This is a genomic window from Saliphagus sp. GCM10025317, assembly GCF_042663665.1.
Lineage (GTDB): Archaea > Halobacteriota > Halobacteria > Halobacteriales > Natrialbaceae > Natronosalvus.
The window spans coordinates 2,015,438-2,031,182 of record NZ_JBHTAQ010000005.1; the positions used below are offsets into that span (position 1 = coordinate 2,015,438).

Below are 15,745 nucleotides of genomic sequence, written 5' to 3' on the forward strand. Positions count from 1 at the left end.
TATGGGGCAGCTACGAACGGTGAAGATAACCTGGCCGCACTGAAGCTGAATTCTAGTTTTCTAGCGACGCGTAAGTATTTTTCGTCCATTTTTGACGTCCCTTCATAACGACATAGTTGAACCGCTGGAACTATACCACTGGGCTCTCATCCTGTTACTATGGGTTTTGGAAGCTACGATGAGTCTGAGCAACAGCATCAAAACGCGGATACAGAAGATGACGAAGATGCTGCCGTGAGTGTCCACGAACACGAACACGAGGGAACGATTACTGTCGAAAACGGTAGTTCGACCGACGACCTACTCGGACAACTCAAAGACATCAAAGACAAGAAGGCACAGGACGACGAGTGAAGCCGCTGTTGGATCGGCCTACCGTTCAGTGAAACTATATTGCTAATTTACACAGCAATAAATATCGCCCGCAGATATTTCAGGAGCGAATCACTCGACCGGGTGGGTCGTGCTTCAATTCAAACGAGCTGGATGATATTCCCGTTCGACGTGACGTGAATATCGCGCCCGAGTGCATATCCTTGATTCGAGGCGAGGTCGACGTATCCGGAGAAGCCTTTGAGATCCTGGTGAGCGGGGATGATGTGCTGGGGCTGAAGTGCGTCGAGCATCGTGTAGTGGCCCTCCTGGCAGAGGTGACCCGACACGTGAATATCGGAATACACGCGGGCACCCTGCATGCCGAGCAGTTTCTCGGCCTGGTAGCGCTGGCCCTCGTTGGTTGGTTCGGGGATGACGCGAGCGGAGAAGACGACTTTGTCGCCGTCGTCCAGTTCGTAGGAAGTCTCGCCGCGGGCCATACGCGTGAGCATCGCGCGGGGTTCGCCCTGGTGGCCCGTCACGATGGGCAGGAAGTCCTCTTTGCCATCGTTCATGATCCGTTCGAACGACTGATCGATCGATCTGCGGTAGCCGAACATGCCCAGGTTGTCCGGGAAGTCGACGAAGCCGAGTCGTTCCGCGGTGCCGGAGTACTTCTCCATCGAGCGCCCGAGCAGGACGGGCTGACGGCCGATGTCGTCGGCGAACTCGACGAGGCTCTTCACGCGAGCGATGTGTGAGGAGAACGTGGTGGCGACGATGCCGCCGTCGTAATCCTCCATGCTGTAGAGGACGTCCCGGAGGTGTTCGCGAGCGACGTTTTCGGAGGGGGTTCGCCCCTTCTTGTTCGCGTTGGTGCAGTCCTCGATGTAACACAGGACGCCTTCGCCCTCGCGACCGATCTCGCGGAAGCGCTTCATGTCGATGGGGTCGCCGATGACGGGCGTGTGGTCCATACGCTTGTCCAGGCCGTAGACGATGGCGCCCTCGGGCGTGTGCAGGACTGGGTTGATCGCGTCGATGATCGAGTGGGTGACGTTGACGAACTCGAGTTCACACCCGTGGTCGCCGATGGTCATCGACTCGCCAGGGTCCATCTCGACGAGTTCGCTGTCCGAACTGAATTTGTCCTCGTCTTCGAGTTCCTGTTCGACTAACGCGAGCGTAAATGGCGTCGCGACGACCGGCGCATCGTATCGATGTGCCAGTTTGGAAATGGCACCGATGTGGTCGAGGTGGCCGTGGGTCGGGACGATCGCCTGGACGTCACCGTCGAGGTCGCTCATGACCCGATCGTCGGGGATGGCGCCCATGTCGATCAGGTCGAGGCTGTGCATGTTCTCCGTCTGGATGTTGTCGTGAATGAGGACCTTCGAGAGGTTCAGACCCATGTCGAAGATGACGATATCGTTTCCTGCACGTACGGCAGTCATCTGCCGTCCAACTTCCTCGTAACCGCCGATGGTTGCAATTTCGATTTCCATAGTTTAGCCGATCATAGCGGTCCAGCCACAGGGAATGGAATAGAGCGAGTACAGCGTCAGTGAGAGGCGTCGGTCGCGGTAACGAGCGTGCTCGTCGTCTTGACGGTCACCCGCATCCGTGTGAGGGACAGCGCGTCTTTCGGTTATATGGGTAGTGACTCCTCGAGCCTATATACTTCGGGGTTCGTGCTCGAGGAGCACACCCAATAGGCGACTGGCGCTCACTCGAGGTGGTTCTCATGGACGACGAACGGTTCTAAAGAGTCCGACGCCGTCTGGTCAAGATTACAGCGTGAGGACGGGGGTTGGACAGATTTGAACCGAAGGAAGACGTTCTTGCTCGCTCACTCCGTTCGCTGTGCGAACTGCGACTTTCAGGGTTCAAATCTACCCGTGACAACTTTTCAACGACGAGCGACTCGCTACACTCACGACTTCGTCGTTCGCATTTCCGTGGCGCTACGCGCCACGCTACGCTCGTCGCGTTGTGTCGCTGAAAAGTGGGTTGGGGCAGATTTGAACTGCATGAAAAGTCGTGAAATAAACCGCATTTCACGCCTTTTCTTACGTTCGAGGATCGCTCGCTCCGCTCGCTGCACCTCGAACTGCCGGGCCTCCCACGGTTCTCGGCGCTTGCGCGCCTGCGCTTCCGTGTCTGGAGGTGTATCGACCATCGCAGTTGACCAACCAGGCAGGCATCGCAGACCCGTGGCGATCACGCCACCGCGCGCTTGCACTCAATGCGGTCGAGTCACGTGGGTAATTGGGTGATGCCGTCGCAGCGTGGGACTCACAATCTCGTGGTCGCACGACCACTATGACACGACAGCTAACCCCGAAAGAAGCCGCGGAACGCTACATCAAAGAACGCGAACCCGACGTCGCGCGCGCCACACTGTACAACCACCGATCGCTCCTGAAGCAGTGGTGGCACTGGTGTGACGACCAGAACATCGAGTACGTGAACGACATCGACGGATTCGATATTTCCGATTTTCGACTTGAGCGACAGCTCGAGGTCGGCGAAGTCACGCTCTATAACCAGATGACCGTTCTTCGTGTGTTTGTTCGCTGGCTACAAAGCCGAGGATTGGTCACTAACGGTCTTGCCGATGGAATGACAGTCGCGCAACCCGACGACGCAAGTCGTAACTCGAAAATCACTGTCGAGACAGCACAACAAATCCTATCGCACCTCGAGAAATACGAATATGCGTCCCTTCGACACACCGCTTTTGCGTTCCTCTGGCACACTGGGATGCGACTCGGCGCGCTCCGATCAATCGATTTGGATGATTACCATCCCGAAGATCACTACGTGGAGTTGCATCATCGGCCCGAGACAGAAACGCCGCTGAAAAACCAGAAGAACAGTGAACGCGAAGTCAATCTGGCACTCTGGTGTTGTTCGTTCTTGGACGACTACATTGATGGTCGACGTGATGATGTCACAGACGACTATGACCGGACACCACTCTTCACTACTGAACAAGGAAGAGCGAGTCACTCAAATCTTCGAGATCATGTGAACCAGATCACTCGCCCATGCGATTACACCAATGAATGTCCTCACGATCGTGAAATCACTGAGTGTGAAGCCACAACACGTCTGCACGCCGCGCGCTGCCCGTCAAGTATTGCCCCGCACGATCTCCGCCGATCCAGTGTGACGTATCTGCTGGATGAGGGGCATCGGGAAGAATTGGTTGCAGATCGGGTCGACATGTCGGTGCGGACAATGAAGGAACACTACGATCAGCGTACAAAATCAGAGAAACGTAAGCTGCGACGAGAGGAATTTGGGATTGATGGTTAGCATCTAACCAGCACCTACTTACCGGGAAACACCCCATTCCTCGATAACTTGCATCCTCACGAACCAAACGAAGATATCGGCGAACTACTCGATACAAGACCTGAGGACGAAGACTACGCTCGACAGAAAGGAAAATCGTCGGTACAGTTCACAAGACGTTCGTCGAAAACGAGGGTAACAGTAGATAGTAGCACGATTTCGTTATTCAGTCTCGCACCTGAAACTGAAACAGGTGATTCGGTAACTATGTCTGCAAACTGACCGCTGGAATTCCTACCAATCAGCGTATCTCTTCGAGAAGTCGTGCTGAATAGACAGCGCGAATGTTGCATGGGATATAGCCCAGTTTACGAAGGGGTGATCGCTCAGTCCAGTAGTTTTATTTGACAGAAATTAATTGACATGGTATGGTCTACCCGGAAAAAAACGGCGACGAAATAGAATCCGAATTGAAAACCCGATTCGATCCGGATAGCTCCGCTCTTAATACCGTCATGGAGAAAATTAGAAAGGCCCAACAGATGGAAGAGTTCAGCAATTATTCTCACTGGGATGAGCCAGAGAAATTGGCTGATCATTTGAAGGGGTTCTCACAAGAGCAAGGAATAAAAGCAGGATGGAACAGGTGGATTAGTATGCAAGAAGGGTGCAAACCACATCTGAAAATAGATTGACCGCAGGCACGTATAGTGGGTCGATGATTCACTGATTTAATTGTACAACAGACGATGTTGTCATGCTGCATACACGCTCTACATTGATTTCGCTAACTGGGTTGTGGACTGGGCTGATGATCAGGTGTTCGATTTCGAATGAGGAAGAGAAGTAGAGCCTCGTAAACGAGGACGGCAAGTTTTTCGGCAGGTGATCTCGGATGTCATCCACACCGATAGCGTCTCACCGACCCCTCGATTTCTTGCATAGTATGCCCCACGAGAAGTTCTCATCCGCCGGCCAGCTCGTGCCGCCATGCCCGCCACCCAAACCACAGTACTCCGAGAACAAGCCCGGTCGTATGCGCCGACACCGCCACGCCATCAGGTCGTGGCTCAAGACCTACGAACCGCTGGACTGTAACCCAAGAGTCTGCGGTCAGGTAGACCAAGATGAGCAGAATTCCGAGTCCGACGGCCACTTCCCTGGCATCGAACTCAAAGGAGTCAATGTGCCCCACAAGGAGGACGAGCAAGACCGGAACAATGTATCCAGTCAACGCCATAGTCAGCCCGCTCGCACCTCTCGACAGTTCGCCGTACTTGAGCACTACTGGTAGATAGAGGGCGAGGTAGGGAATCATCACCGCGAAAAATAGGAACGTGACCCAGCCCACACGCCTCTCAACCCACGTACCGACCAGAACGAATACGAGTAGGTTCTGCCACAGGTGGTTAAAACTCGCGTGCATCCACGGGGCGAGAACAGTGTAGGAAAGAGGCGTGATAGCGGGCGAAACGAAATAGATGACCACCATCCCCAGCGTGAGGGCAAACGTGATCCACGGTATGTCGTCAATCGTCACTACCACGTTAATTGATTCATCCTTGGCAAATATTTCTCGGTCATTCTTTGAGCAGACTGCTATCTCGGTGAAGGCATGTTACCAGACAAAACCTCACTAGACCCAGCACTAGGTACTCAAAGTAGTCTGGAAAGTAAGTGGAGATCGCTTTTGTAGGTATTGACAAATATGGAATGGGTATTTAAGTTGGATGGGATAGATTAGGAAATTGAAGATGAAGAAAATACGGCAGAGTTAGTGGGAGAGGGGGTCAAAAGTACTAGTCGGTCGGGTGTGCTGTTAATACTTGTATCGAGAGTTTAGTCCGATAGATTTTGACAAAGAATTAACGCTGAAGTTTTCGAGAGGGATCAATCATCTTTGTCGGCTTGGCTGTGTTTGTTATATCAGCTGATTTTCGTTTTAATCTTTTTGAATACTCTATTCACAAACGTTTATATACTCATATATCTAAAAGATACTGTAGGCTGTCCTGCAAGGTAGAGAGAGGAGAGGTACGAACCGAAGGCTGCCTTCCGAGACGTTCTCCGGTTGCGTTATCCGAGATCTAGTTTTGGCGCGTGCGGTGCTGTAGTAGTCGGATTCCTGAGAACCCCCTGACCCCTCTGCCTACCTATTGGCCAGTATCTCCTTCATCTTCAGTTCTCTACCAAGTCCCATCTAACTTAAATAGCCGTCCCACTATCTCGTCCTACTTGAGTTGAATCAAGCGATGTAAGTGAGTTCAGATTATTCAGACAACTGTTTCAGTTCGGATACCTCATATAATGCCGGTCGTGAGTTGTGGGACACTAATGGGGTCGTTGAAGCGAGATTGAAACTGAGTGTCTAGTTGAGCATCAGTTGACGTTTGAAAGTCCTTATATTTGGTAGAAGGCTTGGTAGACTCGATTAGGTATGTCTGGAAAACCTAAGCGTCGGCGGATCTCCGCTGACGCTGCCGAGATCGTCGATACTCATGCTGAGCAACAGGGCTGCTCGAAACGCGAAATGCTTGAGAAGATGATTTCTGCCTATGACGACCGCGGCGAGCTACTGAAAATGAACCAGAGGCAGACAGAGCAGCTCGATAGACTATGTGAGGCACTACTGGACGGTACGGATACGGCCAGCACGAATAACAGTGCTGAGTCGAGTAAGACCGATGAGAGTAGGAATACAACGGGCAATGCTGATGGTGCCGAGCTGGAAATAGATCCAAACAAGCTGCCCGTCGATCACGACCTCGAGCTTGACCCCGACGCGCAAGATTGGAACGAGATAGTAAAGGAACGAAAGGAGCCGAGTGTGGCGGCTCTACGTGGATTTCTGCATCATCGGTTGGCGAACCTTGACACCATTCCGGAACGGTTCCTTGACGAGGCTATTGATGCTCTTGATCGGCATTCGTCGTCCAAGCGCCGGTACAAATTTCAGTATGGTGAGGATCTCGATGTTTGGTATCCGCACCCGTCGATTGATCCTGATTTCAAGCCGAACAAGGCTTATGATCGGATTATTGAGGAAAAACAAAAAGCGACGAGATTTAACAAGTCGAAAGTCACCGATGAGCATCCAGATTTGAAGTCGTGCTTCCCAAAAGCAACTGATGGATTGAATGATGGAGAAAAGGAATCACCTGTGGTCAAGAAAACCGTGTTCTATTCTAATATCGATAATCGTGACAGTATGTTGATTGGGATGGCCGACCGGACGACAAACTATATGACGACGCATGGATCAAAAAGAGCTGGCGTGATCTATCTCTCGTATCTCATTCACTTTGCGGAGGAGAAAGATATTGGAAACGAGTCCTGGCGTTCGTTAGTGCGAGATGAATGGGCTGACCACAAGTACTGGGTTGAAGACTGGTAGAACAGCGCTAACTGACGAGTGTTGGTTATTATTGACCTATGCTAAGAATATTCACTCGTCAAACGTTATCCTGGCGAGAAGTGGATATTCCATCCTCTGACGAAGATTGGTATCCAGCGCAGGCAGGAGCTCAATATTGGGATGAACTATGTCTATGAGGTTTTCAAGCACAACGGTGACCTGCCTGTCAGTAAGTTCTCGAAGGTCACCACCAGAAAGCAGCATCTTTCTGTCCATATCTGCGATCAAGTACTGGTCGACGACGTGAATGCTCTCCTCGTCCTTTCGATGCCTCTCTTCTAAATTGAGGAATTCCAACTCTGTTCGGCTTCGATACCACTCGGAAACAGTGTCAAGTTGAGCGCTTGTGAGCCACTCAACGGGCTCTCGGCCCGCTCGAAGGTCTCGTTGCCGTTGTTCCCTGATTGCCTGCTGGATAGCCTCCTGATCTGCTTCGGGGACATCGTACGACCAAGTCGTCCCAAAATCTTTGATTGCGAGTTCCGCATGATGGCGCTCGTAGGACTGGTCGGTCGTCTGAGCCACGTAGTAGTACGTTCGGTTGTTAACATCCGTCCGAGCAAGTTCGTAGGTGGTATGGTGGCCGATCGCTTTCGTTTCACCACCTGCGAGTGTAAGAGATGGACGATTCGATACGTGTGCCTTCCCAATTGACGTCGCCAAGGCCATTCGCTGATTACTAGCCGATTCTTCTCGCTCCTGCTCGTCAGAGGTTCGAGTGGTCTTTTCACCGAATTTTGATTCAGATGATTGCTGTGGATTCTCGGCAGCATCAGATAGTATTTGTTTGTGTTCAGCTCGCTCTCGAAGACTTGTTTTTAGCAAACCCTCGAAGGTCATCTCCGTCTCGGTACTGTACTTCCCGTCGTTTTCATCGGCGCTATCGTACGAGTCGTCAGTCATGAATGAGAGTCTATTCAAGAGTAAGTTCCTGGAACACGTCTGGGCGCCGATCTTGTGCCATTGCCCGGACGTTATCCGCGGTGTTCACTGAGGTGATGATCGGGCTTTGAAGCGTGGGGACAGTCCCATCTGAGGCCTCAAACACTCGTTGGAGACGCTCCATAGCACTGGTCGTACTCAAATCCAGTGCGTCACCCCACCCAGGATGGCCAGGTGGCAAAACGATTGCTCCATCCTGAACCAACGTGTGGAGCAGTCTGTTGACGTCCTGCTTACGATATACCACCCAGTCACTGTCGCCCGGGAGCGCCGCTTGAAGGCGAGCGTCATCTGTGACGTGGGCTCGGTCACCCGGTCGCATCTCGATCTCACAGGTTGCGTACACTGAACCGTTCTCGTTGTAGGCAACCATATCGTAGACTTTCTCTTCGAGGTTTTGAGAAACGTCCGCGACGTAGTCTGCTTTGACGTACGTTTCCACCCGCTTGCCGGAACCAACGTATGTATGTTCAGTAAGGCGGAGGATGTATCGATGGGCGATCCCTTCGTTCGCATCAGATCGGAGGGTAGCGGTTTCTTCATCAAACCCCCGAATCGCCTGCATGTCGAGGTGCTTCTTCGCCATCGGGCCCAAGTCCCAAAGAGTTCGTCGCGCAATTTTGTGACGAGGAACCTTGATCGATCCATCGTATATCGTCGGGGATTCGATGACATCCAAGGCTTCTGCCCGTTCTAATGTGCTTGGTGAAATGAGCTGATTTAGATCACTATGTCCTCGGGCGAGGTCAATAGTAGTGGTCTCAGCTTCGATTGTCGTGTATCCTCGTGCAAAGTGGTCTGCAATACATTCGGCGAGGAGACAGATGTTGACCGCTTCATCGGTGGTCGTTTTCTCAGCGAGAGTATTGAGTAGCCGTGCAAATCCGTCGAAGTCGTGTTGGCTGTCTTCCCAGAGTTCTGGCTGCCGATCTTGGGTCGTTGTTACCGTCGACAAACGATTTGGCCGTTCTGAAGCAGGTGGTTTGGAGGGACTATTCAGCGACATCTATTCAGATTAATACATCCGAAAATAAAACTCTTCTCTATGGAAACTGGTCATCCGGTTTCAGTCCAGCTCCTTTCACTCCTCGTGCTTTCACTACTGTATCTTGCTTTCGAGGGGGTTACATCCGTATTGACGCGATAAATCCGGATTTTCAGTCCAACAAGAATAGTGGTGTAGGAGTATCAAATGGAGACCGAATAACGATCAGTTACTGGTGGTGCTGGCGAATGCCGATCGCTCTTCGGGGTCGAAATTGCAGACGACCCTCTCGCTGACCTCGTCCGAACTTCGTGTCATGCGATGACGACTCTGCTGCTCTACAATCGTGTATTCGGAGAGTCCCTCAGGAATCGTCGAGCACGAAACCATCCAGTCATTCTCAATATCGCGGAGACAGTCGACGAAGACGTCATGGTCGAATTCCCCATTGTATTGATCTTCTCCACCAACATAAGGAGGGTCAGCGTAGTAGAGGACATCTACAGCGGAATCATCGTATTTCTCAAGGATTGCCTGGAAGTCCTGACTCTCGATAGTGACTTGATCGAACCGGCGAGCAAGTGAGTGGATTCGTTTTCGTGCATTGTCGAACGTACGTGCGGGTGACCGGCGTGCGCGTGTTTTGAAACCATTTGGTGTTGATGCGATGCCGAGAAACTGCATATAACGCAGTGAGAAGAATCGGCCTGCACGTGCGATTGGATCTTCTGGACGCACCCCGTTATAAAATTCTGCTACCCATTGCTCGTACTGCGCCCGTGAATACGGAACTGCCCGAAGCCATTCGGATAGTTCATCAGGTTGGTCTCGCAGGACTGTAAAGAATTGCGTCAGATCTTCGTTGTGATCGTTATAAATCTCGTACTTCGACCGGGGCTTGTTGAACATAACACCTGCTCCACCACCGAACACCTCGACGTACGTATCGTGAGCTGGCATCGTGTCGACAATCCAGTCGGAGATCCCTCCTTTCCCACCGGGATACGGAAACGTACCTGATTGGGTACTTTCTCGGGGCGTGTATCCAGAGCTCACCTCTGCTGGGCCAGGGTCTTGAGGATAGTATCGGTGTGGAGCGCTTCCAGTTCCACCTTCACTTCCGAGAAGACCCAGAGTTTCCATCGCATTGAGAGTGTTCCGCACTGTCCGTTCGGAAGGTGGCTCGCCGTCAATGGCGTCCCGAACATCAGAGGCGGTAAACGATCGTTGGAATTCAATCAGCTGTAGCGTCGTAGACCAGATTCTGTCACGGAGTGTTGGCAACCTATGAGTGGATATGTTCCAATAAGTAGGCGGTTTCGATCGAATCGCGATATCCTTTTCAGCCAACAGCTCCGGAATCCTGAACAGTAATTCCCTGTAGCTTTAATTGCATCATGGCGGGCCTCGTACCGGAGAGACTCGTTCAATCACGCCCTCTCGAATATTCTCCTGAAATTGGACTTTTTGCCAAGGAGAACGCTCAGGAAGCGTCTGCTGACCGTTTTCAAGATACCGACTTGCGTACAGTTCTTCGCTGCCGGGCTGGCGAAAGATCGCCACACGGTCACCATCGACCACGAAGTCACCATGGTCAAAACAGTCGACCCGTCGGTTGTAGGTCGGAACATACAGTTCGTGCCGCCCCAGCCATGGATCTGGTGAAGAGAATTCATCCCAGACAATTGGAGTGCCCAGCGCGAGTTCGCCGTCCGCAAGCGAGGCAACGCCCAGTGACGGCCTCGTGGTCATAAATTCGGCCAAAAGATCCTCTACCTCCCGTCGAGCTTCGTGAGCAGCTATAGTGAATACCCAGTAAACAGCGTATCCAAACCGGAGATGGTCAATAGTAGCTCGCAACCGATCTTTGTTCGACGCGGGAGTTTCGATCTCGACGACAAACCGGTGCGGCATATCGGGTGGAGACTCGGAGAGCTTACAGCGGATATCTCCAATCAAATCGGACGTTTTCTTCTCCGTCTCGATGGCACCCACGCAAGCAGGATCTGAATGGAGTCTGTCGCTGATTGCAGCCTTGATTGCCCAATGCTGTTGTGATTCGTTTTTTCGCTCGACAGTATGATCCAACTGTAGTGTTGGGTGAATATCGACCAACGAGGACATCTTATTGAGTATTGCCCTCCACCTGTATAGCTAGACCCGAACAAAACAATAGGTTGACATTTTTAGACCAACTCTATGTATCGAGGTCATCCTGTAATAACGCTTAGACCCATCGTATAGATACGCTATCGATACTAACCACATGTATGCCTTCGACTCCTCAACCAGCAGAACTAGTGATGCTCAAGATCGTCGCCCACTACGATCCAGTCGACTATCATAAGCTCAAGCGTCTCGTCGACAAGCGTCTTGATGGAGAGTACGATACCGAAAGACATCGCACCGTACTGAAAAACCTGAAAGAACTGGGCATGATCGAGCAACCTGGGATCGCCCACGAATATGTCCACATCACTGAGCGGGGTTGGTCTCACCTTGGTGGTAAGACTCCTCGACACCCCACTGATGTCGAGACACGGGAAGCAGCGGTTTGTGAGGTGTGCGCGACAGATGAGTTGGTCGAGTCTGGTTGGTGGAAAGAGTCTCCTGGTCTTCGCTTTTATACCAACGCATTGAGCAGTTGTGGATAGGAATCGCTTGATGCAACTGCTCAAACGCCTACGAGACGCTATCGAACCACAGCCTAACCAGTCAGCTAGTAAAATCGATCCTGCCTATGCCTACGACCTCCTCGCAAACGAGAGGAGGCGGCGCATCATCGAGTTTCTCGTTGAATTTGAACCTGGTACCATAGTCGATGTCAGGGACATCGCAGACGCCATTTCTCAGGGCGACAGAAATGCCTGTTACGTGTCTCTCATTCAGTCACACCTGACCAAATTCGACAATAGCGAGGATGACAACAGAAATTGTCTCCTCGAGTATGATGAACGAGCGAAAACAGTGAAAATCAGGCCTGAACTACATGCAGTGTACCGGGCTCACGAAGCGTTCGCCAACGAATTGGATTAGTACTTGTGGTCTATCGGATTCAAGACACATATCATCTGAGAACATTATTTTCCTACGATGATGTACCACCAGCATCCCAGTGTGTCTAGTTTTATGTATCCCTGGTAGAAGTTTAGCCCATGGATACACTCCAGCAGATTACAGCGAAGGACATCGCTGGCTGGGATTCGCTCTCCGATGTCGCCTCTACCTTCGAAAAACGTGGTCTGAAAGTCCGTGAAAACCTCGGTGAAGACAACGAACTCGTCCTCCAACTGACCGACCGAGAGTTCATTGTGCTCATCGAGGCTGGTGCGGGCGAATCTGCTTCAGATTTCAAACCAGACGACCGACGCCGTCGAACTAACCTCGTCGCCACCAACGACTACGAGGAGTTCACATTCCTCACTCGCATTCGAGCGCTCGACGGACAACAACACGGGCGCATCAAGCACCAGAAGCTCTCCTTCACGAAGGAACAGATGACCAGCGAAGGCGGCGAGAAGAACACAATCCTTCAGAAGCTCAACAGCCTCGAATACGGCTCAGCAGCTGCGATATATGACGACCTCTACGACACCAAGCAGGTCGTCAAGGAGTTCTACCAGCAGTTCGAGACCCTTCGAACCGACCTCGTGCAGGAAGTCGCCGGTATCCCTGACGACCGTGGTGACGCCAAGCAGCGGTACGTCCAGGTCACCCTCGACCGGATGATCTTCCTTTACTTCATCCAGGAGAAACGCCTGCTCGACCGCGACCCGAACTATCTCCACGACCACCACAATCAACGCGTAGACGAGGCTGAGGACGTCTACGAGGAGTTCTACGAGCCGCTGTTCTTCGATTTCCTCGCCGAGAACAAGAAGAGCACGGAGTTCGGGGCACTCCCGTACCTCAACGGCGGCCTGTTCTCGAAGAACCCAATCGAGGAGGAGTTCGAGGACGCTCGCCTCGGGGATACGACCGAGCGCACCAACGAACTGTTCGGTGACATCCTAGACTTCCTCTCGGACTGGAACTGGAACGTCGACGAGCGGCTCGACATCGTCGATCCGAAGAACCTCTCGCCGGCCATCCTCGGCCATATCTTCGAGCAGACGGTCAACCAGAAGGAGATGGGGGCGTACTACACGCCCGAGGAGATCACCGGGTTCATGTCCCGACGTACGATTCACCCGTATCTTCTCGACCAGCTCAACGAGGAAGTTGGCGCCAACTACGAAGAGATAGACGATGTGTTTGGGTTCCCCGCTCCGGACGCTGAGAGCTGCGTGGAGGCACTAGCCGATGGGGGAGTGGTCACGACGCAGGTTCCAACCGAGAACGTCGAGACACGGCACGTGGAGACGCTGTATCACGACTTCCTGAAGGAAGCTCGAATCCTCGACCCAGCGGTTGGGAGCGGGGCGTTCCTGCTCGCCGCTCAAGAAGTGCTGCTGGACATCTACATGCAGTGCATCGAGTTCTTCCAGCAGATGGACGACGAAGGGAAAACCTGGGAACTGGAGGAGCGCACTGTCGAGGAACTGGAGACGATTGGAGAGGGACACGGGGGTGCTTCCCTGTACGCGAAGCGATCAATTATCCTCAACAACCTCTACGGAGTGGACATCGACGACGGAGCGGTCGAAATCTGTAAGCTGCGTTTATGGCTCTCGATGGTTGCTGACATTGAGGATGAGCCCAGTGAGGTGGAGCCACTGCCCAACATCGACTTCAACATTCGTCAAGGGAACTCCCTGATCGGGTTCACCGATCTGCTTGAAATGACCGATGATGGAGATGCCTCGCTTACTAATTGGGGTGGGGGAACCGGAACTAGTGTTCAGGAGCTTTATGAGGACGTAATAGAGGCGATTGAACGTCATCGGAAGGCAACCAGTGGGACTGAAGCAATGAATGCACGGCACCTCGCAGAGTCGTGCATTGAGGCCCATAGTGAGGAATTAAACCAGAAAATTCTGGAGCAATTCCATTCTGCGGGATTAGAGAACGTTGGTCTAAACGAGCTTGCTGATTTCAACCCGTTCCATTGGGTGCTGGAGTTCGCTCCTGTTTATAAAGACGGTGGGTTTAGTGTTGTAATAGGAAATCCCCCGTGGGATCGCCTCAAGCCTCTTCGTGACGATTACTTTTCCAAGTTTGATGAAACGTTCCGGACACGACCGCCGGACGAGAAAGATAAGAAAGAGGAGGAACTTCTCTCTAACGAGGAGATTTCGGAGGGATGGCAAGAGTATCAGGAAGAAATGGAGACACGGGCAGAGTACTTCAAAAACAGCCCTGAATACACTCTTCAAAGGCCCGAAATTGACGGTCGTGTCAAGCCCAATCCAAACGACCTTTCGTCACTATTCTTTGAACGAGTGTTTAGCCTAGCTGGGGAATCCTCGTATGTCGCCCAGATTCTCCCAGGAGCCATTTTCAATGGCGCTTCGTGCAAAGATTTGCGGAACAACCTATTAAACAATACCAGGTTAGACGTACTGACTATCTATGAGAACCACGGTATTTTTGATCAAGTAGACAACCGGTACAAATTTGGAATCGTTACCTTCAAAAATCAAGGTTCGACCGACTCTGTTGCTGGTAAGTATTCAAAAGGAGACTTAAGCATTCTCGAGAGCTTCGATAGTAAAGCTATAGAAATCCCGCGAGCTGTGCTTGAACAGTATTCACCCGAAGCAGGCATATTTCCCTATATTGAGTCCGATCGTAAACTCGAAGTTCTACAACAAATCATTGAAAACCCCCCACTTGGAGACAGAGAGGCCTCAGGTTGGTACATGGAGCCATATCAGGGGCTTCGACGGACAAGCGACTCCGATCGCTTTGTTGACGAAGAGGAGGGTGAGTATCCCGTCTACGGAGGCAAAAATATCTACCAGTACAGCTACACCTCAGATTTCATAGATATCGCCACTCCCGAATTCTGGAGTGTGGAGGAGTCAACCGATCCAGAACGAAGTGCCAAGCAACGAATGCGTGAAAAGACAATTCGTGATCTCAAAACAGCCATCTACGAAGAATTCGATGGCACTGGCTCGCAGAAGGGATTTGTAAACCAATTACTGGAAGACCATCGAGACAAACCCCTTTCCGAAGATGATGTGCGGTTGGACTGCACGGAGTACCGAATCGTTCTTAGAGATATTACTAATGCGACTAACGAGCGAACCCTGATTGCAGCTGTAATTCCAAAGGGAGTCGTCTGCCACAACTCGCTTCGTACAATCCGGAACTATCGAATTGAGCCGTATGAAGAGGGACTTGGCGATGAGTATCTACACGAGTTCTACACGAAAATATTCACAGACCGTGAACTGTTTGCGGGCTTGGGATTGATTAACTCGCTTCCGTTTGATTACCTCCTGAGAACCAAGGTGGACACTCACGTTGTCACTTATAAATTTAAAGAGTCTCAGGTTCCTCACCTGACGGAGAGTGACGACTATTTCGAGTATATTTCCACGCGTGCTGCTCGTCTGAACTGTTATGGTGACGACTTCGCGGAGATGCGTGAACGACTCGGTGCCATTGAGCCTGCGACTGACCAACAGGAACGACATGAGTTGCAAGCCGAGATTGACGCTGCTGCATTCCATGCATACGGATTAGAACGACGGGATGTAGAATTCATTCTTGATGATTTCCACCGAGTATCGAATCCGCGCATGATGACCGAGGAGTACTTCGATATGGTGTTCGAGAAGTTTGATCAGTTAGAGTCGGACGGGCCGTTCAAATAAAACCAACAACAACACTGTTCACCA

General features: G+C 51.8%; 13 protein-coding genes. 7 read left to right on the plus strand and 6 right to left on the minus strand.

Annotated elements, in window-relative coordinates:
* Window positions 1–159: 159 nt before the first annotated feature.
* Window positions 160–354, plus strand: a complete 195-nt coding sequence (locus ACFQS4_RS11780) for a DUF5786 family protein (RefSeq protein ID WP_254156513.1) — start codon at window positions 160–162, stop codon at window positions 352–354.
* A gap of 119 nt (window positions 355–473) precedes the next feature.
* Here the strand turns inward: ACFQS4_RS11780 and ACFQS4_RS11785 are convergent, their stop codons facing one another.
* The gene (locus tag ACFQS4_RS11785; RefSeq protein WP_497901698.1) at window positions 474–1,820 is read right to left on the minus strand and encodes an RNase J family beta-CASP ribonuclease; all 1,347 of its coding nucleotides are present in this window, start codon (window positions 1,818–1,820) and stop codon (window positions 474–476) included.
* Between the two features lie 817 nt (window positions 1,821–2,637).
* Between ACFQS4_RS11785 and ACFQS4_RS11790 the strand changes: the two genes are divergently transcribed.
* The gene (locus ACFQS4_RS11790) at window positions 2,638–3,636 is read left to right on the plus strand and encodes a tyrosine-type recombinase/integrase (protein ID WP_497901699.1); all 999 of its coding nucleotides are present in this window, start codon (window positions 2,638–2,640) and stop codon (window positions 3,634–3,636) included.
* A 407-nt stretch (window positions 3,637–4,043) separates the two neighbouring features.
* Window positions 4,044–4,310, plus strand: a complete 267-nt coding sequence (locus tag ACFQS4_RS11795; protein ID WP_497901700.1) for a hypothetical protein — start codon at window positions 4,044–4,046, stop codon at window positions 4,308–4,310.
* A gap of 269 nt (window positions 4,311–4,579) precedes the next feature.
* Here ACFQS4_RS11795 and ACFQS4_RS11800 read toward each other — a convergent pair whose 3' ends face one another.
* Complete coding sequence (locus ACFQS4_RS11800; protein WP_497901701.1) at window positions 4,580–5,155, minus strand: rhomboid family intramembrane serine protease; 576 nt, start codon at window positions 5,153–5,155, stop codon at window positions 4,580–4,582.
* A gap of 897 nt (window positions 5,156–6,052) precedes the next feature.
* Between ACFQS4_RS11800 and ACFQS4_RS11805 the strand changes: the two genes are divergently transcribed.
* Window positions 6,053–7,009, plus strand: coding sequence for a hypothetical protein (locus tag ACFQS4_RS11805; protein WP_497901702.1), 957 nt, complete (start codon window positions 6,053–6,055; stop codon window positions 7,007–7,009).
* A 51-nt stretch (window positions 7,010–7,060) separates the two neighbouring features.
* Here the strand turns inward: ACFQS4_RS11805 and ACFQS4_RS11810 are convergent, their stop codons facing one another.
* From ACFQS4_RS11810 to ACFQS4_RS11825, 4 genes are all read right to left on the minus strand, one after another.
* Window positions 7,061–7,933 carry a hypothetical protein gene (locus ACFQS4_RS11810; RefSeq protein WP_497901703.1) on the minus strand — a complete coding sequence of 291 codons (873 nt, stop codon included), beginning with the start codon at window positions 7,931–7,933 and terminating at the stop codon, window positions 7,061–7,063.
* 10 nt (window positions 7,934–7,943) lie between these two features.
* Window positions 7,944–8,978, minus strand: a complete 1,035-nt coding sequence (locus ACFQS4_RS11815; RefSeq protein WP_497901704.1) for a hypothetical protein — start codon at window positions 8,976–8,978, stop codon at window positions 7,944–7,946.
* Between the two features lie 204 nt (window positions 8,979–9,182).
* On the minus strand, window positions 9,183–10,100 hold the full coding sequence (locus ACFQS4_RS11820) for a DNA adenine methylase (RefSeq protein WP_497903188.1): 918 nt from the start codon (window positions 10,098–10,100) through the stop codon (window positions 9,183–9,185).
* 252 nt (window positions 10,101–10,352) lie between these two features.
* Window positions 10,353–11,081 carry a hypothetical protein gene (locus tag ACFQS4_RS11825; RefSeq protein WP_497901705.1) on the minus strand — a complete coding sequence of 243 codons (729 nt, stop codon included), beginning with the start codon at window positions 11,079–11,081 and terminating at the stop codon, window positions 10,353–10,355.
* A 179-nt stretch (window positions 11,082–11,260) separates the two neighbouring features.
* Here ACFQS4_RS11825 and ACFQS4_RS11830 point away from each other — a divergent pair, with 179 nt between their 5' ends.
* The 3 genes from ACFQS4_RS11830 to ACFQS4_RS11840 all read left to right on the plus strand — a co-directional run bounded on the left by ACFQS4_RS11830 (window position 11,261) and on the right by ACFQS4_RS11840 (window position 15,721).
* On the plus strand, window positions 11,261–11,611 hold the full coding sequence (locus ACFQS4_RS11830; RefSeq protein ID WP_497901706.1) for a hypothetical protein: 351 nt from the start codon (window positions 11,261–11,263) through the stop codon (window positions 11,609–11,611).
* A 10-nt stretch (window positions 11,612–11,621) separates the two neighbouring features.
* On the plus strand, window positions 11,622–11,993 hold the full coding sequence (locus ACFQS4_RS11835; protein ID WP_497901707.1) for a DUF7344 domain-containing protein: 372 nt from the start codon (window positions 11,622–11,624) through the stop codon (window positions 11,991–11,993).
* Between the two features lie 119 nt (window positions 11,994–12,112).
* On the plus strand, window positions 12,113–15,721 hold the full coding sequence (locus ACFQS4_RS11840) for an Eco57I restriction-modification methylase domain-containing protein (RefSeq protein WP_497901708.1): 3,609 nt from the start codon (window positions 12,113–12,115) through the stop codon (window positions 15,719–15,721).
* The last annotated feature ends 24 nt before the right edge of the window (window positions 15,722–15,745 follow it).

What these genes read in the sequence shown, in the direction of transcription:
- ACFQS4_RS11780 (WP_254156513.1), top strand. Translation starts at nt 160, where the DNA reads ATGGGTTTTGGAAGCTACGATGAGTCTGAGCAACAGCATCAAAACGCG.
- ACFQS4_RS11785 (WP_497901698.1), bottom strand. Translation starts at nt 1,820, where the DNA reads ATGGAAATCGAAATTGCAACCATCGGCGGTTACGAGGAAGTTGGACGG.
- ACFQS4_RS11790 (WP_497901699.1), top strand. Translation starts at nt 2,638, where the DNA reads ATGACACGACAGCTAACCCCGAAAGAAGCCGCGGAACGCTACATCAAA.
- ACFQS4_RS11795 (WP_497901700.1), top strand. Translation starts at nt 4,044, where the DNA reads ATGGTCTACCCGGAAAAAAACGGCGACGAAATAGAATCCGAATTGAAA.
- ACFQS4_RS11805 (WP_497901702.1), top strand. Translation starts at nt 6,053, where the DNA reads ATGTCTGGAAAACCTAAGCGTCGGCGGATCTCCGCTGACGCTGCCGAG.
- ACFQS4_RS11810 (WP_497901703.1), bottom strand. Translation starts at nt 7,933, where the DNA reads ATGACTGACGACTCGTACGATAGCGCCGATGAAAACGACGGGAAGTAC.
- ACFQS4_RS11815 (WP_497901704.1), bottom strand. Translation starts at nt 8,978, where the DNA reads ATGTCGCTGAATAGTCCCTCCAAACCACCTGCTTCAGAACGGCCAAAT.
- ACFQS4_RS11820 (WP_497903188.1), bottom strand. Translation starts at nt 10,100, where the DNA reads ATGGAAACTCTGGGTCTTCTCGGAAGTGAAGGTGGAACTGGAAGCGCT.
- ACFQS4_RS11825 (WP_497901705.1), bottom strand. Translation starts at nt 11,081, where the DNA reads ATGTCCTCGTTGGTCGATATTCACCCAACACTACAGTTGGATCATACT.
- ACFQS4_RS11830 (WP_497901706.1), top strand. Translation starts at nt 11,261, where the DNA reads ATGCTCAAGATCGTCGCCCACTACGATCCAGTCGACTATCATAAGCTC.
- ACFQS4_RS11835 (WP_497901707.1), top strand. Translation starts at nt 11,622, where the DNA reads ATGCAACTGCTCAAACGCCTACGAGACGCTATCGAACCACAGCCTAAC.
- ACFQS4_RS11840 (WP_497901708.1), top strand. Translation starts at nt 12,113, where the DNA reads ATGGATACACTCCAGCAGATTACAGCGAAGGACATCGCTGGCTGGGAT.